Annotated in this window: 16 protein-coding genes and 1 pseudogene; 15 read left to right on the top strand and 2 right to left on the bottom strand. The window is 67.7% G+C overall.

Going from position 1 to position 20406, the window contains the following annotated elements; all coding sequences use genetic code 11:
* Positions 1-5 precede the first annotated feature (5 nt).
* The 5 genes and pseudogenes from EV580_RS31265 to EV580_RS31285 all read left to right on the top strand — a co-directional run bounded on the left by EV580_RS31265 (position 6) and on the right by EV580_RS31285 (position 5567).
* On the top strand, positions 6-1949 hold the full coding sequence (locus EV580_RS31265; protein WP_133696610.1) for a 2-oxoacid:acceptor oxidoreductase subunit alpha: 1944 nt from the start codon (positions 6-8) through the stop codon (positions 1947-1949).
* Complete coding sequence (locus EV580_RS31270; protein WP_133696612.1) at positions 1946-3022, top strand: 2-oxoacid:ferredoxin oxidoreductase subunit beta; 1077 nt, start codon at positions 1946-1948, stop codon at positions 3020-3022. Before EV580_RS31265 ends, EV580_RS31270 begins: the two co-directional genes overlap by 4 nt.
* 17 nt (positions 3023-3039) lie before the next feature.
* On the top strand, positions 3040-3618 hold the full coding sequence (mobA, locus tag EV580_RS31275; protein WP_133696614.1) for a molybdenum cofactor guanylyltransferase: 579 nt from the start codon (positions 3040-3042) through the stop codon (positions 3616-3618).
* Positions 3619-4660: 1042 nt separating this feature from the next.
* Positions 4661-4894: pseudogene (locus EV580_RS31280) on the top strand (transglycosylase family protein); the annotation flags it as partial.
* Between the two features lie 181 nt (positions 4895-5075).
* A complete protein-coding gene (locus EV580_RS31285) occupies positions 5076-5567 on the top strand; it encodes a transglycosylase family protein (RefSeq protein ID WP_133696617.1) in 492 nt (163 codons plus the stop codon).
* Here the strand turns inward: EV580_RS31285 and EV580_RS31290 are convergent.
* Complete coding sequence (locus tag EV580_RS31290) at positions 5564-6739, bottom strand: FAD-dependent oxidoreductase (protein WP_502703951.1); 1176 nt, start codon at positions 6737-6739, stop codon at positions 5564-5566. The two genes, EV580_RS31285 and EV580_RS31290, sit on opposite strands and share 4 nt — an antisense overlap.
* On the opposite strand from EV580_RS31290, the gene EV580_RS31295 reads away from it, so the two are divergent.
* From EV580_RS31295 to EV580_RS31320, 6 genes are read left to right on the top strand one after another with little or no spacing between them, the layout of a single operon-like run.
* Entirely contained in the window at positions 6738-8756 is a 2019-nt protein-coding gene (locus EV580_RS31295; RefSeq protein WP_133696619.1) for a S9 family peptidase, read from the top strand. The two genes, EV580_RS31290 and EV580_RS31295, sit on opposite strands and share 2 nt — an antisense overlap.
* A 21-nt stretch (positions 8757-8777) precedes the next feature.
* A complete protein-coding gene (locus tag EV580_RS31300) occupies positions 8778-10037 on the top strand; it encodes a saccharopine dehydrogenase family protein (RefSeq protein WP_133696621.1) in 1260 nt (419 codons plus the stop codon).
* A 44-nt stretch (positions 10038-10081) separates the two neighbouring features.
* Entirely contained in the window at positions 10082-10624 is a 543-nt protein-coding gene (locus EV580_RS31305; protein ID WP_133696622.1) for a DUF937 domain-containing protein, read from the top strand.
* 53 nt (positions 10625-10677) lie between these two features.
* A complete protein-coding gene (locus EV580_RS31310; RefSeq protein WP_133696624.1) occupies positions 10678-13329 on the top strand; it encodes a valine--tRNA ligase in 2652 nt (883 codons plus the stop codon).
* Complete coding sequence (gene folC, locus EV580_RS31315; protein WP_133696626.1) at positions 13326-14735, top strand: bifunctional tetrahydrofolate synthase/dihydrofolate synthase; 1410 nt, start codon at positions 13326-13328, stop codon at positions 14733-14735. Before EV580_RS31310 ends, folC begins: the two co-directional genes overlap by 4 nt.
* The gene (locus tag EV580_RS31320) at positions 14732-15118 is read left to right on the top strand and encodes a DUF4233 domain-containing protein (protein ID WP_133696627.1); all 387 of its coding nucleotides are present in this window, start codon (positions 14732-14734) and stop codon (positions 15116-15118) included. Before folC ends, EV580_RS31320 begins: the two co-directional genes overlap by 4 nt.
* Positions 15119-15128: 10 nt before the next feature.
* Here EV580_RS31320 and EV580_RS31325 read toward each other — a convergent pair whose 3' ends face one another.
* Positions 15129-15773 (bottom strand): hypothetical protein, encoded by a 645-nt coding sequence (locus tag EV580_RS31325; protein WP_133696629.1) that lies wholly within the window; start codon positions 15771-15773, stop codon positions 15129-15131.
* A 211-nt stretch (positions 15774-15984) separates the two neighbouring features.
* Here EV580_RS31325 and ndk point away from each other — a divergent pair, with 211 nt between their 5' ends.
* From ndk to rpmA, 4 genes are all read left to right on the top strand, one after another.
* Positions 15985-16395: a nucleoside-diphosphate kinase gene (ndk, locus tag EV580_RS31330; RefSeq protein ID WP_133696630.1), complete on the top strand. Its 411-nt coding sequence runs from the start codon at positions 15985-15987 to the stop codon at positions 16393-16395.
* Positions 16396-16686: 291 nt separating this feature from the next.
* Complete coding sequence (rne, locus tag EV580_RS31335) at positions 16687-19614, top strand: ribonuclease E (protein WP_133696632.1); 2928 nt, start codon at positions 16687-16689, stop codon at positions 19612-19614.
* Positions 19615-19770: 156 nt separating this feature from the next.
* Positions 19771-20082: a 50S ribosomal protein L21 gene (gene rplU, locus EV580_RS31340; protein WP_059018069.1), complete on the top strand. Its 312-nt coding sequence runs from the start codon at positions 19771-19773 to the stop codon at positions 20080-20082.
* A gap of 14 nt (positions 20083-20096) precedes the next feature.
* On the top strand, positions 20097-20360 hold the full coding sequence (gene rpmA / locus EV580_RS31345; protein WP_133696634.1) for a 50S ribosomal protein L27: 264 nt from the start codon (positions 20097-20099) through the stop codon (positions 20358-20360).
* The last annotated feature ends 46 nt before the right edge of the window (positions 20361-20406 follow it).

A 20406-nucleotide genomic window follows, 5' to 3' on the forward strand; every position in this document is an offset into this window, starting at 1 on the left:
GGGACGTGGGTCCCAACGGCAACGGTGCTTCGGGCAACCGGCAGAAGCTGGAAAAGGTCGTCATCCGGTTCGCGGGTGACTCCGGCGATGGTATGCAGCTGACCGGCGACCGGTTCACCTCAGAGGCCGCGCTCTTCGGCAATGACCTTGCGACTCAACCGAATTACCCCGCGGAGATCCGCGCACCACAGGGCACGCTGCCCGGTGTCTCGTCGTTCCAGATCCAGATCGCCGACTACGACATCCTGACCGCGGGTGACCGTCCCGACGTGCTGGTCGCCATGAACCCCGCGGCGCTCAAGGCCAACATCCGCGACCTGCCGCGCGGCGGTCTGGTGATCGCCAACTCCGACGAATTCACCAAGCGCAACCTCGCGAAGGTTGGCTACGAGAACAACCCGCTCGACAGCGGCGAGCTGTCCGACTACGTCGTGCAGGCCGTCGCGATGACCACGCTGACCCTCGGCGCCGTCGAGGAGATCGGCGCGACCAAGAAGGACGGCCAGCGCGCCAAGAACATGTTCGCGCTCGGACTGCTGTCGTGGATGTACGGCCGGCCGATCGAGACCAGCGAGACCTTCATCCGGGAGAAGTTCGCCCGCAAGCCCGATGTCGCCGAGGCGAACGTGCTGGCGCTCAAGGCCGGCTGGAACTACGGCGAGACCACCGAGGCCTTCGGCACCACCTTCGAGATCTCCCCGGCCAAGCTGGCTCCCGGTGAGTACCGGCAGATCTCGGGCAACACCGCCCTGGCCTACGGCGTGATCGCCGCCGGTCAGCTCGCGGACATCCAGGTGGTGCTCGGCACCTACCCGATCACGCCCGCGTCGGACATCCTGCACGAGCTGTCCAAGCACAAGAACTTCAACATCCTCACCTTCCAGGCCGAGGACGAGATCGCCGGCGTCGGCGCCGCGATCGGTGCCTCCTACGGTGGCGCCCTCGGCGTGACCAGCACGTCGGGCCCCGGTATCTCGCTGAAGTCGGAAGCCATCGGCCTGGCCATGATGGCCGAGCTGCCGCTGCTGGTGATCGACGTACAGCGCGGTGGCCCGTCCACCGGCCTGCCGACCAAGACCGAGCAGTCCGACCTGCTGCAGGTGATGTTCGGCCGCAACGGCGAGTCGCCGGTGGTTGTGCTGGCTGCCAGCACTCCCTCGGACTGCTTCGAGGTGGCCATCGAGGCCGCGCGGATCGCACTGACCTACCGGACGCCGGTGATCCTGCTGTCCGACGGTGCGATCGCCAACGGCTCGGAGCCGTGGCGGATCCCGGACATCAACGACTTCGAGGCGATCGAGCCCAACTTCGCCAAGGCCGGCGAGGATTTCCAGCCCTACGCGCGTGACCCCGAGACGCTGGCCCGCCAGTTCGCGATTCCGGGCACACCGGGTCTGGAACACCGCATCGGCGGGCTCGAGTCGGCCAACGGGTCGGGCAACATCTCCTACGAGCCGGCCAACCACGACCTCATGGTCCGGTTGCGCCAGGCCAAGATCGCCGGGGTCAAGGTGCCCGATATCGAGGTCGACGACCCGACCGGTGATGCCGAGCTGCTGATCCTGGGATGGGGAAGCTCCTTCGGGCCGATCGGCGAGGCTTGCCGGCGCGCACGCCGCCGCGGCATCAAGGTGGCGCGGGCTCACCTGCGCCACCTCAACCCGATGCCGGCCAACCTCGGCGAGGTGCTGGCCAAGTACCCGAACGTGGTGGTCCCGGAGATGAACCTCGGTCAGCTGGCGCTGCTGCTGCGCGGAAGGTACCTGGCTGACGTCCATTCGGTGACCAAGGTGGAAGGCATGGCGTTCCTGGCCGACGAGCTCGAAGGCATCATCGATGCCGCCCTCGACGGGACGCTGGCTGAAAAGGAAAGCGACAAAGCGAAATTCGCCCGGCTCGCGGCAGCTACCGTGAGTACCGGCACAGTTGGCGCAGGAGTGAACGGATGACTGACCTGATCGGCTCGGATCTGCTGGCACCTGGTGTGTCCAAGACGGCATGGGTGCCCACCACCGATGAGCCGCAGAAAGCCAAGGACTTCACCAGCGACCAGGAGGTGCGCTGGTGCCCGGGTTGCGGTGACTACGTCATCCTCAACACGATCCGCAACTTCCTGCCGGATCTGGGCCTGCGCCGCGAGAACATCGCGTTCGTCAGCGGTATCGGCTGCTCCAGTCGCTTCCCGTACTACCTGGAGACCTACGGCTTCCACTCGATCCACGGTCGTGCCCCGACCATCGCCACCGGCCTGGCACTGGCTCGCCCGGACCTCTCGGTCTGGGTGGTCACCGGCGACGGCGACGCCCTGTCGATCGGTGGCAACCACCTGATCCACGCGCTGCGCCGCAACGTCAACATCACGATCCTGCTGTTCAACAACCGGATCTACGGTCTGACCAAGGGCCAGTACTCGCCGACGTCCGAGGTCGGCAAGGTCACCAAGTCGACCCCGATGGGCTCGCTGGACTACCCGTTCAACCCCGTGTCACTGGCGCTGGGTGCCGAGGCCACGTTCGTCGGCCGGGCGCTGGACTCCGACCGCAAGGGTCTGTCCGAGGTCCTCAAGGCGGCTGCCGAGCACCGCGGTGCCGCTCTGGTCGAGATCATGCAGGACTGCCCGATCTTCAACGACGGCTCCTTCGACCTGCTGCGCAAGGAAGGCGCCGAGGAGCGGATCATCAACGTCCGCCAGGGTGAGCCGGTCACGTTCGGCGCCAACGGTGAGTACTGCGTCGTCAAGACCGGCTTCGGGCTGGACGTCGCCAAGACCGCCGACGTCGCGGCCAGCGACATCGTGGTGCACGACGCCACGATCGACGACTCCGCCTACGCCTTCGCGCTTTCGCGGTTGAGCGAGCAGAACCTCGAGCACACCGTGATGGGTGTCTTCCGCCAGGTCAGCCGGCCGACGTACGACGACGCCGCGCGCGACCAGGTCCGGATGGCCCGCGAGGCCACGCCGCACGACCGGCACGCGCTGCAGTCGCTGCTGCGCGGCCGCGACACCTGGACCGTGGACTAGAGGATCTAGACGCACCGATGGTTACGCCCGCCCCGCTGGCCGCAGTAGTACTGGCTGGTGGGGCGTCGCGGCGTATGGGCCGGGACAAGGCCACACTCGAGCATCCGAACAGCGGCACCACGATGGTGGAGTTCACCGTCGGAGTCCTGCGTTCTCGGTGCGCGCCGGTGTTCGTGATCGCCGCTCCCGGCCAGGCACTTCCGTCGCTGGACGCCCAGGTGTTGCGAGACGAGGTCCGCGGAGTGGGCCCGTTGCTGGCCACCGGCCGCGGACTTCGGGCCGCCGCGGCAGCCGGTCTCGAGCGCGCGTTCGTCAGCGCGGTCGACATGCCCTTCCTGACCACCGACGTCATCGACGAACTGGCTGAGCATCGGGGCGTCGACATCGTGTTGCCCTGGGACGGCCGGGATCACTACCTGGCCGGCGTCTATCGCACCGACCTCGCCGATCACATCGACGCCCTGGTCGCTGCCGGGGAGCGCAGCATGCGGGCGCTGGCCGAAACCGTCGTCACCCAGCGGATCGTCATCCCGGCAGGCCCGGCGCTGGCTAACGTCAATTCCCCGGCTGATCTGCAGCAGCAAATAGCGCTTTAGAGCGGCAATTGCGCACAATTTGCGCAATGAGTTCAAATTAGCATTTATCAATTCGACATATTGTGTTCATCGCCGGTTTTTCAGGCGCTAGATCCGCTGAGCCAGAACGTATCTCGGCTGCCCGCCGTCTGGGAAGGCGTCAATATCTGGCCTTTTCGTGGCGGACTCGCACCGCCCCGATTTGTCGGTGGCCACGCCGGCGGAACACAGGGGAGTGCCCGCTGGTAGGGCGGTTTGGCGTTTTCGGACTATCTCGAACATGCCTGCCGCGCAAGGCATTCTGAGCTCCGACGGCAGTATCCGACCATCGCGCCGTCACGGCAGGTGCATTGATGAACGCGCCGCGCCGAGGTGAAAGTCATTTGCTGACAAGGTGTTTGGGCGTTTCTAACGGCGCTGAAGGGTAAGGCTTCGCAGCTAACGATTCGGGCCCCTCCGCACCGTCAGTGCCGAAATCGCCTGTCTCAGCGGCACGCACACGCTCGATTGAGCTCTTTGCGTAACGGGATCCTGTGTCGCAGCCCACAAATAGTGCGTGATTTAGATCACAAAATTGACGGGCGTGTCAATGTAAAGCCTGGTCGCGACACGCCGGGGTGACCTGCACAGACAACTCATAGGTCCGCGTCGTGATCGTCCTGTTATCGAACCGAGATAAGCGTGTCGTTGATGTGACTTCCTCTAATCCGCTTTGTACGGTCCTACCCGGTCCCTATGGGAGCAAACATCTCCACCGATAACTCCATAAATTCGAACCCTGCGTGTGAGCGGGGCCGGGAGGTCCGAAGGGCCTTTCTGTGAGTCGTTTTGATTCCCGCCGGCCGCGCTGTCGTGCCCGACCGAGACGGCACGACCCGAATTCCGGCAGCCCCGGCAACGGGCTGTACCCGTCCGATGGCGACGGGATGGCACCGGCGCCTGCACGGCGAAAGGAAAAGTTTTGAAGAACGTCCGCACCTCACTCGTACGCTCCCTCGGGATCGCCGCGATCGGCGGCGCCGCCCTGGTGGCCCCGATGGTCGTCGGCACCGGTACTGCCTCAGCTGATGGCATGAACTGGGACGCGGTCGCGGCGTGCGAGTCTGGCGGCAACTGGGCAATCAACACCGGCAACGGCTACTACGGCGGCCTGCAGTTCACCATGGGCACCTGGCGTGCCAACGGTGGCTCTGGCTCCCCGCACATGGCATCGCGCGACGAGCAGATCCGCGTGGCCGAGAACGTGCTGCGTAGCCAGGGCCGGGGCGCATGGCCGGTCTGCGGCCGTCGCGGCTGAGCTAGCTCTCTATAAGGGTGGCGCCGGATCTGCGGATCCGGCGCCACCCTTATTTCTTGCGCCACTCTCTTATCAAAATTCTCAGGTAAATCAAGCGACACGCCTGTAACAGGTGCATCACAAGCTGCGATTCACATCACAGCGGCACAACAGTGCCCCCTTTGTCGGGAAGGGAAAACCAATGAGCACTTTGCGCAGGATCGTCACCCTCGCAGTCATCTCCGGAGCGCTGGCCCTGGCCGGATTCGTTCTGAGCATCGGAAATGCCAGCGCTGACAGCGGCGTGAACTGGGACGCGGTCGCTCAGTGCGAGTCCGGCGGCAACTGGGCCGCCAACACCGGCAACGGCTTCTCCGGCGGCCTGCAGTTCAAGCAGGCGACCTGGACCGCCAACGGCGGCACCGGGGCCCCGCACCAGGCCACCCGCGAAGAGCAGATCCGCGTCGCCGAGAACGTCGCCCGCAAGCAGGGCATGGGCGCGTGGCCGTCGTGTGGCCAGGCCGCCGGCACCCCCGCGTTCGCCACCCCGGTCGCCGGTGGCGCGCCCGCTCCGGCCCAGGGCGCCTGCTCGAACGTCCTGAGCGGCCCGTTCAAGTCGATCGACTTCAACAAGATGTGCCAGGCCTTCCACGATCCGGGCCGTGCCATCGCCAACGCGCTCGGCCTGCGCTAGCGGCTACCGGGCAGCCGAAACGCCGAGACCGCCGCGATCGACGCGAGATGGCGGGTGGCGACGGCCTCCGGCAGCACCACGGTGGCCCGGCTGGCCAGCGCGCTGAGCGCCGCCGGCCGCAGGTTGACCATCCGGCCGATCAGGCGCGATTCCGCGACGATGGTGCTCACCCGGCGCTTACGGAACGCCTCGAAGGCGGCGAACGCGCGAGGCAGATCGGGGGACAGGTCGGTGAATGCGCCGAGCACCGCGGCGTCCTCGATCGCCTGACAGCCGCCCTGGCCCAGATGGGGCCGCATCGGATGCGCGGCGTCGCCGACGAGCACCACCGGCCCCGAGGCCCAGCGTCGTGCGGGGGCGCGGTCGTAGAGGTCGTTGCGCAGCACATCGGCCGGATCGGTCGCCGCCAGCATCGCCGGGATGGGCGCGGCCCACGATGCCAGCGTGGCGCGCAGGTAGGCGAGCTCGCCCCCCGGTGAGGCGGCGCCCTCGGCCGCGCGCTCGGTGGCGAACCAATACGTCTGATCGGGCCCCATCGGGACATGACCGACCTCGGCCCCGGCCGCCATGGTCTCGCCGGCCAGATCGGCGTCGATCGCCAGCGAGGACACCCCGCGCCAGGCCGTGTAGCCGGCGTAGCGGTGGGGCAGTGGGCCGTTGAGATGCCGGGCCACGACCGAGAAGGTGCCGTCGGCGCCGACCACCGCCTGGGCCTCACGCGTCGAGGCATCGGTCAGCTGCAGGCGCACCCCGGTGGCCGTGGTGCTCAGGCCACGCACCCCGACCCCGTCGACGACGGTGCCCGGCGCCAGCGCGCCGGCCAGGATGTCGCGAAGGGCGACGCGCTGCAACACCACCAGGGGTTCGCCCAGCGCGGTGACAATCCGTTCACCGGATGGGCGGCGCAGCCAGCTGCCGTCCTTCCAGCGCATGGCTCCCGCGGTGATCCGGCCGCCGGCGGCGCGTACCCGGTCGCCGAGGCCCAGCTCGTCGAGCGCGGCCAGTGCGTTGGGCCAGATGCTGATCCCCGCGCCCGAGCTGGTGTCGGTGCGCTCTTCGATCACTGTGACGGAATGGCCGCGACGCGACAGCGCCACCGCCGACGCGAGTCCGGCGATCCCCGCGCCCACGACAGCGATCTCGGCCATCTCCTGAACGTAACGTGTGCTCATGACATCGGGCTCCTTCGACGACCTCGACGACTACCTCGCGTTGCCGCGAGTCTCCGGATTGGCCGTGTCGGCGGACGGATCACGGGTCGTCGTGTGCATCGCCGAACTCAACACCGCGAAAACCGAATACGTCACCGCGGTATGGGAGCTCGATCCGGCAGGGGAAGCGCCAGCCCGTCGGCTGACTCGCGGCGCCAAGGGGGAATCTGCACCGGTCTTCACCGCCGATGGGGACCTGTTGTTCACGTCGGTGCGCCCGACCGAAGACGACGACAAGCCGCCCGCCGCGCTGTGGCGGCTGCCTGCCGAGGGTGGGGAGGCCGGGTTGTTGGCCGAACTTCCCGCCGGGATCAGCGCGGTGCGGACCGCTCGCGCCGCGTCGGCCGTTGTGATCGGTGCGCCGCTGCTGCCGTCGGCCGACACCGTCGACGATGACCGGCGGCTTCGAAAACTGCGCAAGGACAACAAGATCAGTGCAATCCTGCACTCCGGTTATCCGGTTCGCCACTGGGACAAGGATCTGGGACCCGACCAGACCCACCTGTTCGGCGTCGCGCCCGACGGAGCTCTGACCGACCTGACTCGTGAACCTGGTCCCGCACTCGGCGACACCGATTTTGTTGTCAGTCCGGATGGCACCTTCGCCGTCACCAGCTGGCGGGTGTCCGCCCCTGACGCGGCGCTGCGCTCGGTTCTGATGCGCGTCGACCTGCAGACCGGCGACCGCTCGGTGCTCGCCGAGGACCTCGAGGCCGACCTGGAACATCCCGCCATCTCGCCGGACTGCACCCGGGTGGCGTTCACCCGCGAAACCGTGTCGACACCTGAGCAGGCGCCTCGAATCACGTTGTGCCACTTGAGTTTGGACACAGGAGAGTGGGCGGAGCTGGCGACCGGCTGGGATCGCTGGCCGGCCTCGGTGACGTGGACCCCGGACGGTTCGGCGGTGCTGGTCACCGGCGACGACAACGGCCGTCACCCGATCTTCGCGATCGGACTCGACGGCGGTGTCCGCCAGATCACCGCCGACGACTTCAGCTACGGCGATGTCACCGGCGCACCCGGCGGCATCGTCTACGCGCTACGCACCTCCTATGCGGCGCCGCCGCACCCGGTGCGCATCGACCCGTCGGGCGCGATCACCGCGCTGCCGTGTGTCGACCTGCCGGAGCTGCCGGGCGAACTCACCGAGATCGTCGCCACCGCCGCCGACGGCACACCGGTGCGGTCATGGTTGGTGCTGCCCGGCTCCGGAGGGCAGGAGCGAAGCGACCCGGGAATCGACACTGGCAAACCCGCGCCGCTGCTGCTCTGGATTCACGGCGGGCCGCTTGGCAGCTGGAATGTGTGGTCGTGGCGGTGGAACCCGTGGCTGATGGCCGCGCGCGGCTACGCGGTATTGCTGCCCGATCCCGCGCTGTCCACGGGTTACGGGCAGCAGTTCATCCAGCGGGGCTGGGGCGCGTGGGGCGGGCCGCCGTACGAGGACTTGATGGCCGCCGTGGATGCCGCCGTGGCAGACCCGCGCATCGACGCCACACGCACCGCGGCGATGGGCGGCTCATTCGGCGGGTACATGGCCAACTGGGTGGCCGGGCACACCGACCGTTTCGCGGCGATCGTCACCCACGCCAGCCTGTGGGCGCTCGATCAGTTCGGCCCGACCACCGACGGCGCCTACTACTGGGCCCGTGAGATGACACCGGCTATGGCACAAGCCAATTCACCGCACCGCTTCGTCGGGAACATCACCACCCCGATGCTCGTGATCCACGGCGACAAGGACTACCGCGTGCCCATCGGCGAGGCGCTGAGGCTGTGGTACGAACTGCTGACCGAATCCGGCCTGCCGGCCGCCGCCGACGGCTCCACGGCGCATCGGTTCCTGTACTTCCCGTCGGAGAACCACTGGGTGCTGTCTCCGCAGCACGCGAAGATCTGGTACCAGGTGGTCACGGCGTTTTTGGCCGAGCATGTGCTGGGGGAGCAGGTGCAGTTGCCCGAAACGCTGGGCTGACCGACCGGTAGGTTGGCACTCATGACGACAGCGCAGCGGGAATTCGACATCGTCGTATACGGAGCCACGGGATTCGTCGGCAAGCTCACCGCCGAATACCTGGCCCGCAAGGGCGGCGACGTCCGGGTCGCGCTGGCCGGCCGATCGCCGGACAAGCTGCTGGCGGTGCGCGCGACACTCGGCGAAGCCGCGCAGTCCTGGCCGATCCTCACCGCCGACGCCGGGTCGCCGTCGTCGCTGAACGATATGGCCGCACGCACCCGCGTCGTCATCACCACCGTCGGCCCCTACACCCGCTACGGACTGCCGCTGGTAGCTGCCTGTGCGGCGGCTGGCACCGACTACGCCGACCTCACCGGTGAGGCGATGTTCGTGCGGCAGAGCATCGACGACTACCACAAGCAGGCTGTCGATACCGGCGCGCGAATCGTGCATGCGTGCGGATTCGATTCCATCCCTTCGGATATGAGCGTGTTCGCCCTCTATCGCCAAGCCCAGCGCGACGGCACCGGCGAGCTCGGGGACACCGACTTCGTGCTGCGTGGATTCTCCGGTGGGGTGTCGGGCGGCACCGTAGCTTCGATGATCGAGGTCTTTCGCGCCTCGTCCAACGACCCGAACACCCGGCGCATGCTCGAGGACCCCTACACGCTGACGCAGGACCGGGCCGTCGAACCCGAGCTCGGCCCCCAGCCCGACCTGCCGTGGCGGCGCGGCGCCAATATCGCGCGCGAACTGGCGGGCACATGGACAACCGGCTTCGTGATGGCGATGTACAACACCCGAATTGTGCGGCGCAGCAACGCACTTCTGAACTACGCGTACGGCCGCCGGTTCCGCTACGCCGAGAACATGAGCGTCGGCTCCTCGGTCGCAGCACCGGTCGCCTCGGCGGTGGCGAGCGCGGCCAACAACGGTGTCGTGGCGTTGGGCAGCCGGTTCTTCCGTTTCCTGCCGCGCCGGCTGGTGGAGCGCGTCGCGCCCAAACCGGGCACCGGCCCCAGCGAGCAGACCCGCGACCGCGGCTACTACCGCGCCGAGACGTACACGACCACCACGACCGGCGCGCGCTACCGGGCCACCATCGCCCAGCAGGGCGATCCGGGATACAAGGCCACCGCGGTGATGCTCGGCGAGTGCGGGCTGGCGCTGGCGCTGGACCGCGACAAGCTCTCCGATCTCTGTGGTGTGCTCACCCCCGCCGCTGCCATGGGCGATGCGCTGCTCGACCGATTCCCGGCCGCGGAGATTTCTCTGGAGACCGTCCGCCTCGAGGACTAGCGTCGGCTGGTAGTGCCACACATCCAGCAATGAAGGTGGACATCATGGCCGGTCTCGATGATCTCTACAGCCAGATTCCGGTGGCGGACATCGCCGCCAAACTCGGTGCTCCCGAGGGTGAGGTGAATCAGGCGATCCAGACCCTGGTGCCCACGCTCGTCGGCGGCATCCAGCACAACGTCGCCTCCGACGACATCGACTCCAGTGAACTGGAATCGGCCATCGCCACCGGCGAAGGCGCCGGTCAGGGTGAGCAGATGGTCGCGCGGATCTTCGGCGGCAACGACACCGATCAGGTGGCCTCGGCGTTGGCCGGATCCGGTGCCGGCGGCGGCGACCTGATCAAGAAGCTGCTGCCGATCCTGATCCCCATCGTCCTGGCCTACCTGGGCAAGCAGTCCTCAGCTCAGGGCGGGACCTCCGGCGGCGGGCTCGGCGATGTGCTGGGCAGCATCCTCGGCGGCGCAGGCGGCGCGTCGGCCGGCGGGGACAACCCGCTGGGCAGCATTCTGGGCAGCGTGCTCGGTGGACAGAAGGGCGGCGCCATCGGCGACATCCTGGGCGGGCTGCTGGGCGGGAAAAAATAGCGCGGATCGCAGGCGGTCGGAAGCATTGCTCGGCGCGTTCCTAGAATTGTCGGGTGACCACCACTGACAACTCTCGTGCCGACGCCCTGCCCAAGTCTTGGGAGCCGGGTGCGGTAGAGGCGGGGATGTATCAGGGCTGGGTCGACGCCGGCTACTTCACGGCCGACGCCACGAGCGGCAAGCCCGCGTATTCGATCGTTCTGCCGCCCCCGAACGTGACCGGCAGCCTGCACATGGGCCACGCCCTGGACCACACGCTGATGGACGCGCTGACCCGGCGCAAACGCATGCAGGGCTACGAGGTGCTGTGGCTGCCGGGGATGGATCACGCAGGCATCGCCACCCAGAGCGTGGTCGAGAAGCAGCTCGCGGTGGACGGCAAGACCAAAGAAGACTTCGGCCGGGAGCTGTTCGTCGACAAGGTCTGGGACTGGAAGCGGGAATCCGGCGGCACCATCGGCGGGCAGATGCGTGCGATCGGCGATGGTGTCGACTGGAGCCGCGACCGATTCACCATGGACGAGGGGCTGTCCCGCGCGGTGCGGACGATCTTCAAGCGGCTGTACGACGCCGGGCTGATCTACCAGGCCGAGCGGCTGGTCAACTGGTCACCGGTCCTGGAGACGGCGATCAGCGACCTCGAGGTCAAGTATGAGGACGTCGAGGGTGAGCTGGTGTCCTTCCGGTACGGCTCGATGGACGACTCCGAACCGCACATCGTGGTGGCCACCACCCGGATGGAGACGATGCTCGGTGACACCGCGATCGCGGTGCACCCCGACGACGACCGCTACCGGGATCTGGTCGGCAAGACGCTTCCGCATCCCTACCGCGACTGGGAGATCGTGATTGTCGCCGACAATCACGTCGAGCCCGAATTCGGCACCGGTGCAGTCAAAGTCACCCCTGCCCACGACCCGAACGACTTCGAGATCGGCGTGCGGCACAATCTGCCGATGCCGTCGATCATGGATACCAAGGGCCGGATCGCCGACACCGGAACGCAATTCGACGGTATGGACCGCTTCGAGGCGCGGGTTGCGGTGCGCGAGGCGCTGGCGGCCGAAGGTCGCATCGTCGCCGAGAAGCGGCCGTACCTGCACAGCGTCGGGCACTCCGAGCGCAGTGGCGAGCCGATCGAGCCTCGGCTCAGCCTGCAGTGGTGGGTCAAGGTCGAGTCGATGGCCAAGGCGGCCGGCGACGCGGTTCGCAACGGCGACATCGTGATTCATCCGAAGAGCCTGGAACCGCGCTGGTTCGGGTGGGTCGACGATATGCACGACTGGACCATCTCGCGCCAGCTCTGGTGGGGCCACCGCATCCCGATCTGGCACGGCCCCGACGGCCAGAAGGTCTGCGTCGGGCCGGACGAAACCCCGCCGGAGGGCTGGGAGCAGGACCCCGATGTGCTGGACACCTGGTTCTCCTCGGCGCTGTGGCCGTTCTCGACGATGGGCTGGCCGGACCGCACGCCGGAACTGGAGAAGTTCTATCCGACAAACGTTTTGGTGACCGGCTACGACATCTTGTTCTTCTGGGTGGCGCGGATGGTCATGTTCGGCACGTTCGTGTCAGGCGACGACACGATCACCTCGGGCGGCACGCGCGGTCCGCAGGTGCCGTTCGAGAACGTCTTCCTGCACGGGCTCATCCGCGACGAGCATGGCCGCAAGATGAGCAAGTCGAAGGGCAACGGCATCGATCCGCTGGATTGGGTCGAGCAGTTCGGTGCCGACGCGCTGCGGTTCACGCTGGCCCGGGGCGCCAGTCCCGGCGGTGACCTGTCCATCGGCGACGACGCCGCCCGGGCGTCACGCAACTTCGCCACCAAGCTGTTCAACGCCACCCGGTTCGCGCTGATGAACGGCGCCGCACCGGCTCCGCTGCCGGACGCCGCCGACCTCACCGACGCCGACCGGTGGATCCTCGGTCGCCTGGAAGAGGTTCGGGCCGAGGTGGATTCGACTCTGGACGGCTACGAGTTCAGCCGGGCCTGCGAATCGCTCTACCACTTCGCCTGGGACGAGTTCTGTGACTGGTATCTGGAGCTGGCCAAAGTGCAGTTGGCCGAGGGTGTTTCGCATACCACCGCGGTGCTCGCGGCGGTGCTGGACACGCTGCTGAAGCTGCTGCACCCGGTCATGCCGTTCGTCACCGAGGCGTTGTGGAAGGCACTCACGGGTGGCGAGTCTTTGGTGATCGCGCAGTGGCCGACGGCCTCCGGTGTCGCGCTGGATCCGGTTGCGGCCCAGAGGATCGCCGATGTGCAGAAGCTGGTGACCGAGATCCGGCGGTTCCGCAGCGACCAGGGCCTGGCCGACCGGCAGAAGGTACCTGCCCGGCTCTCCGGAATCGATGCGGCCGGGCTGGACGCTCAGGTCGCCCCGGTCACCGCGCTGGCCTGGCTGACCAACGCCGGTGCCGACTTCAACGCCAGCGCACACATCGAGGTGCGCCTGTCTGCCGGCACCGTCAACGTCGAGGTCGACACCTCGGGCACCGTCGACGTCGCCGCCGAACGCCGCCGCCTGGAGAAGGACCTGGCCGCCGCCGAGAAGGAATTGGCAGGCACCACAGCCAAACTCGGCAACGAAGCATTCCTGGCCAAGGCGCCCGATGAGGTCGTCGCCAAGATCCGCGCCCGCCAGCAACTGGCCCGCGAGGAAGTCGAGCGGATCACCGCGCGACTGGCTGCGCTGGCATGACGATCGAACCGCCGACACCCGACGAGATCGCCGCGCTGCTGCAGGTCGAGCATCTGCTCGACCAGCGCTGGCCGGAAACGAAGCTGGAGCCCAGCACCGCCCGCATCGAGGCGCTGATGGAGATGCTGGGTTCGCCGCAGCGCAGCTATCCGTGCATCCACATCGCCGGCACCAACGGCAAGACGTCGGTGGCGCGTATCGTCGACGCGCTGATGACGGCCTTCAGCCGCCGGACCGGGCGCACCACCAGCCCGCACCTGCAATCCGCCGTCGAGCGCATCGCCATCGACAACCAGCCGATCAGCCCGGCCCGCTACGTCGAGGTCTACCGCGAGATCGAGCCGTTCGTTCAGCTCGTCGACGCCCAGTCGCAGGCCGACGGCGGCCCCGCGATGAGCAAATTCGAAGTGCTCACCGCGATGGCGTTCGCCGCCTTCGCCGACGCACCCGTCGACGTCGCCGTCGTCGAAGTCGGGATGGGCGGACGCTGGGACGCCACCAGTGTCGTCGACGCACCGGTCGCGGTGATCACCCCGATCGGCATCGACCACACCGAATACCTGGGTGACACCGTCGCCGAGATCGCCGCCGAGAAGGCCGGCATCATCGCCCCGCCGCGCGGCGAGCTGGTCCAGACCGACACCGTCGCGGTCATCGGCCGCCAGGTACCCGAGGCAATGGAAGTGCTTCTGGCCCAGGCGGTTACGTCCGACGCCGCGGTAGCCCGCGAGGACTCCGAATTCGCCGTGCTCGGCCGCCAGGTGGCCGTCGGTGGTCAAGTGCTTCAGCTGCAGGGCCTCGGCGGGGTGTACTCCGACATCTTCCTGCCGCTGCACGGCGAGCATCAGGCGCACAACGCCGTCGTCGCGCTGGCCGCTGTCGAGGCGTTCTTCGGTGCCGGAGCCGACCGGCAGCTGGACATCGACACGGTGCGAGCCGGATTCGCCGCGGCCGCCAGCCCCGGCCGCCTGGAACGGATGCGCAGCGCACCGACGGTGTTCGTCGACGCCGCCCACAACCCCGCCGGAGCGGGCGCGCTCGCCGACGCACTGGGCACCGAGTTCGACTTCCGGTTCCTCGTCGGTGTGCTCTCGGTGATGGGGGACAAGGACGTCACCGGCATCCTCACCGCGTTGGAGCCGGCGTTCGACCAGGTCGTCGTGACCCATAACGGCTCACCGCGCGCGCTCGAGGTCGACGCGTTGGCCATGCAGGCCGAGGAGATATTCGGGCCGGACCGGGTGCTGCGCGCCGAGACGCTGCCCGACGCCATCGAGACCGCCACCGCGCTGGTCGAGGAATCCGCCGCCGATTCCGACGGATTCTCCGGGGCCGGGATCGTGATCACCGGATCCGTGGTGACCGCGGGTGCGGCACGCACCCTGTTCGGGAAGGACCCGCAATGAGCGACACGCCCGCGCCCCCCGATCCCTGGAAGAGTTTCCGCGGGGTCATGGCCGGGACCCTCATTCTCGAGGCGATCGTGGTGCTGTTGGCTCTGCCTGTCGTCAGCATGGTCGGCGGCGGTCTCACTGCCTGGTCGACGGCTTACCTGGTTGGGTTCGCGGTGTTCCTGCTGCTGCTGGCCGGTGTGCAGGGCAGGCCGTGGGCCATCTGGCTGAACCTGGGTGTGCAGCTCATCCTGGTCGCCGGGTTCGTGGTGTATCCCGCCGTGGGGATGGTGGGAATCCTGTTCGTCGTCGTGTGGGCGCTCATCGCGTACCTGCGCTCCGAGGTCTTGCGCAGACAGCGGCAAGGGCGGCTGCCGGGTCAGCAGCCGCCCCCGTAAGCCGAACGGATTACACGGGGTGGTAGCCGCCGTTGTTCAACCCGTTCTGTGCCTCCCGTCGCGAACCGGCGGCGATACTGAGCCTGCCTGAACCGACGCCCGCACTGGAGGCGTTTCCATAACCGACGGCGACCGCAGTGCTGAAGCCAGGGCCGCGCAGCGGATTCACGTTGCCCCCCGCCACCTCGGCGGTATTGCCATTGCCGATGGCGTACGCCGAGTTCAGTGAGCCGTTCGCCTTGGCATAGGTGTAGTCGTTCGCGCCGTAGTAGACGTTATTGCCTCGATTGCCGATGGCCACCGAGCGGTTGAGCGTCCCGTTCGCATACGCGGTGGCATTCGTTCCGCCCGCGACGGTGACGTTCAGTCGGCCGTAGCTAGATGCGGAGGCGCCGTTTCCGAACGCGATCGCGGTGTTGAACCCGCCGCTGGCTGTGACGCTGCTGACGTTGCCGATGCCCAGCGCGAAATCACCGAAATCCGTGGTGTGGCAACCCGAACCGATGTTGAAGCCGTTGATCGACGCGCAGCTGGCATTGGCGGTCCCCGCGGAATTCAGGGACAGCGTGGCCAACGTGCCTGCAGCCAGTGCGCCGAACAGCATGCCGCCCGATAGCCGGCGGATCCGGCGGACGAAATCGTTGTCGTTTCTCATGTTTCCCCCAGTTGTGAAATGTGGCTATTGCCCCCAAAGTCGAACGCTAGATTCCGCCGTCGTCCGTGCCTAGGGGCTGGAGCGGAGTCGAGTACGGGTCGCCAAGAGTGGGGTATCCGGACACTCGACGCGACACCGGTGACAGGTACGCTGTGCGCCGTGACCGCGCCGGTCACGATGCGGAGCGAAGCGATGAGGAGGAATGGCGCGAATGACTGAGCGGACGCTGGTACTCATCAAGCCCGACGGTGTTCAGCGCGGGGTGGTCGGCGAGATCATCAGCCGAATCGAGCGCAAAGGCCTGACGATCGCTGCCCTGGAGCTCAAGCAGGTCAGTGACGAGCTGGCTCGGGCGCACTACGCCGAGCACGACGGCAAGCCGTTCTTCGACTCGCTGCTGGAGTTCATCACCTCAGGCCCGGTGGTGGCTGCTGTACTCGACGGTCCGCGGGCGATCGCGGCATTTCGCCAGCTCGCCGGTGGCACTGACCCGGTGGAGAAGGCCACACCGGGCACGATTCGCGGCGATTTCGGACTGGAAACGCAGTTCAATCTCGTGCACGGCTCGGACTCCCCGGAGTCGGCCGAGCGCGAGATCGCCCTCTGGTTCCCCGGCGCCTGAGGCCACTTCCCGCGCCACTCTCGTTCGAACAGCCCCTGTGGTGTGGGATACTGGCTGCGGATGTGCCCCCAAAGCGCATCCGGATGAAGACTTACGACGTGCGCGACCACCGCAGCACCATTGGTGAGGCGCCGACCGTCACAGCCATCATTCAGCCAGGCACCGGACCCGTTCCCGTGAACAGTTCGGAGCGAGACCATAAACAAGTCCGGGCGAACTAACCCGGACAAATAGCGGAAGCCCTCGCGTGGCCGCGTCGATATGACGCGCCCGGGGGCTTGAGGAGAATACGTGGCCGACGATGACCTCTATCAGGAACTACCCGAAACCGAACCCCAGGAGCAGTGGGGACCCCCAGCGGCAGCTGCCGCTGCGGACGACCTGCCCGACCGCTTGAGGGTGCATTCGCTGGCACGGGTGCTCGGCACCACCAGCAGACGCGTGCTCGACGCCTTGAGCGAGCTGGACGGCCGCACCCGCAGCCCGCACTCCAGCGTGGATCGCACCGACGCCGTGCGGGTCCGTGACGTGCTGGCGGCCGGTGCCGACGACAGCGCGGACGAGCCGGCGGCCCAGGAGGCTCTGCCACTCGACGCCGCGGCGCCCGAGGATGCTCTGGCGCCCGAAGTCGTCGAGCAATCTGAGGCTGCCGAAGCCCCCGAGGCTGCCGAGGAGCCCGAGTCGCGGCTGATCCTCGAGACCACCACGTTCGAGCAGGCGGCGTACATGCCGCTGTTCGTCGCCCCGCAGCCTGTCGAGGCCGAACCTCGCCGTGCTGCGCCCCGTGACGAAGAGGACGAGACCGACGAGGACGACGAGGACGAGGACGACGAGTCCGCCGCCGACACCGACGGCGAGTCCGAACGCCCCGCCAACCGGCGGCGCCGCCGCGGCCGTCGTGGCCGTGGCCGTGGCCGCGGCGAGCAGGGCGGCCCGGACGGCGAGGAGCGCGACGAGTCGGAGCGGCCCGAGGGCACCGAGGAGACCGCCGAGTCCGGCGAGGAATCCGAGGGCGACGACGACGAGAGTGACGACGAGTCGGGCGGCGGCGAGGGGGCAACCCGTCGGCGCCGCAGGCGGCGGCGCCGCAAGTCCGGCGGCGGCGGCGAGGACGCCGACGGCGGATCGGCCGACGACCCGCCGAACACCGTCGTCCACGAGCGCGCGCCCCGCAAAGAGAAGGAACGCGACTCCAACGAGATCCAGGGCATCAGCGGCTCCACGCGGCTGGAGGCCAAGCGTCAGCGCCGTCGCGACGGTCGCGACGCCGGCCGCCGGCGCCCGCCGATTCTGTCCGAGGCCGAATTCCTGGCCCGCCGCGAGGCTGTCGAGCGCGTCATGGTGGTGCGCGACAAGATCCGCACCGAACCCCCGCACGAGGGCGCCCGCTACACCCAGATCGCCGTCATGGAGGACGGGGTCGTCGTCGAGCACTTCGTCACGTCGGCGGCCTCGGCGTCGCTGGTCGGCAACATCTACCTCGGCATCGTGCAGAACGTGCTGCCGTCGATGGAGGCCGCGTTCGTCGACATCGGCCGCGGCCGCAACGGTGTGCTCTACGCCGGTGAGGTGAACTGGGAGGCCGCCGGTCTCGGCGGTGCCAACCGCAAGATCGAGCAGGCCCTCAAGCCCGGCGACTACGTCGTCGTCCAGGTCAGCAAGGACCCCGTCGGACACAAGGGTGCGCGACTGACCACCCAGGTGTCGCTGGCCGGGCGCTACCTGGTGTACGTGCCGGGTGCGTCGTCGACCGGGATCAGCCGCAAGCTGCCCGACACCGAACGTCAGCGGCTCAAGGAGATCCTGCGCGACGTCGTGCCCGATGACGCCGGTGTGATCATCCGGACCGCCTCCGAAGGTGTGAAGGAAGAGGACATCCGCGGCGACGTCACCCGTCTGCAGGAACGTTGGACCACGATCGCCGAGGAGGCCGAGCGGGTCAAGGGCAACAAAGCCGGTGCCGCCGTCGCGCTCTACGAAGAGCCCGACGTGCTGGTCAAGGTGATCCGCGACCTGTTCAACGAGGACTTCTCCGGACTGATCGTCTCGGGCGACAATGCCTGGGAGACCATCCATGATTACGTCAATTCCGTTGCGCCCGATCTTGTTTCGAAGCTGACCAAGTACGAGCCTGCCGGTGGCGACGGGCCGGACGTGTTCGCGGTGCACCGCATCGACGAGCAGCTGGCCAAGGCCCTGGATCGCAAGGTGTGGCTGCCCTCGGGCGGCACGCTGGTGATCGACCGCACCGAGGCGATGACCGTCGTCGACGTCAACACCGGAAAGTTCACCGGTGCGGGCGGCAACCTCGAGCAGACCGTCACGAAGAACAACCTCGAGGCGGCCGAGGAGATCGTGCGTCAACTGCGGCTGCGCGATATCGGCGGCATCGTGGTCATCGACTTCATCGACATGGTGCTGGAGTCCAACCGCGACCTGGTGTTGCGGCGGCTGACCGAGGCACTGGGCCGCGACCGTACCCGTCATCAGGTGTCCGAGGTGACCTCCCTGGGCCTGGTCCAGCTGACCCGTAAGCGGCTGGGCACCGGACTGGTGGAGGCGTTCTCCACCACCTGTACGCACTGCAGCGGCCGGGGCATCGTGCTGCACGCCGATCCCGTCGACACCACGCAGGCGGCCGGGCGTAAGTCCGAGTCCGGCGGCGGCAATGGCGGTGGCCGGCGCGGTAAGCGGGGCAAGCGCGGGCGCACCGAAGAGGCCGCGCCCGTGGCCAAGGTGCCGCAGCACACCAGTGAGCACCCGATGTTCAAGGCGATGGCGGCGGCCAACGGCAAGCTCGAGGACGACGAGGCCGAGGAAGAGTTGGCCGACGAGCTCGAGCGGGAGGCCGTGTCCGAGGACGAGGCCGACACCGCCGAGCAGGTCACCGAGGAGGTCGCCGTCGAGGATGCCGAGGACTTGGACGACGACGATTCGGACGAGGACGACGAGTCCGACGATGACGACGAGGATGACGACGAAATCGACGTCGACCTGGACGAAGACGACGAGGACCTCGACGAGGACAACCTGGACGTCGACTCTGACGACGACGACGAGGACGATGACGACGAGGACGACCTCGACGACGAGGATGACGAGGACGAATCCGACGAATACGACGTCGACCAGCCCGTCGCGGCCGCGGCACCACCCGCGCCGGCCGGCAGGCACCGGCGCCGGGCGGCGGCACGCCCAGCAGGGCCGCCAACCTCATAGAGTGGCGGTTTGACCCTCCCGGTGCTGGTCACGTAACCTTGAGCAGTTGTCGCCAGGCGTCCGACGCCGGTGGCAGCGGGCTCAAGATCCCGCACCCCCAGACCCGCGCACGCAGCTTCGGTTAGCGCGCGCCCGCAGAGCAAGGCAGAGGACACGATGGCGACGTACGCAATCGTCAAGACCGGCGGCAAGCAGTACAAGGTCGCCGTTGGAGACATAGTCAAGGTCGAGAAGCTCGAGGTCGAGGCTGGTAGCTCGGTGTCGCTGCCCGTCGCGCTGGTCGTCGACGGCGCCACGGTGACCACTGACGCCAAGGCTCTGGAGAAGGTCGCGGTCACCGGTGAGGTGCTCGAGCACACCAAGGGTCCGAAGATCCGTATCCACAAGTTCAAGAACAAGACCGGCTACCACAAGCGGCAGGGGCACCGTCAGCCGCTGACCGTGCTCAAGGTCACCGGAATCAAGTAAGGGAGCGTACTGACATGGCACATAAGAAGGGCGCTTCCAGCTCACGCAACGGTCGCGAATCAGCCGCCCAGCGGCTCGGCGTCAAGCGATTCGGTGGCCAGCTCGTCAAGGCCGGCGAGATCCTCGTGCGCCAGCGCGGCACCCACTTCCACCCCGGCGTGAACGTCGGCCGCGGCGGTGACGACACCCTGTTCGCCACTGCCCCCGGCACCGTGGAGTTCGGGCTCAAGCGCGGCCGCAAGACCGTCAACATCGTTCGCACTGCGCGACCGGAGTAGGTCTCACTCGCGAGTGTGAAACCACTGCGAGGTTGAGGCCGATTTC

It is taken from the genome of Mycobacterium sp. BK086, assembly GCA_004362315.1.
Taxonomy (GTDB): domain Bacteria; phylum Actinomycetota; class Actinomycetes; order Mycobacteriales; family Mycobacteriaceae; genus Mycobacterium.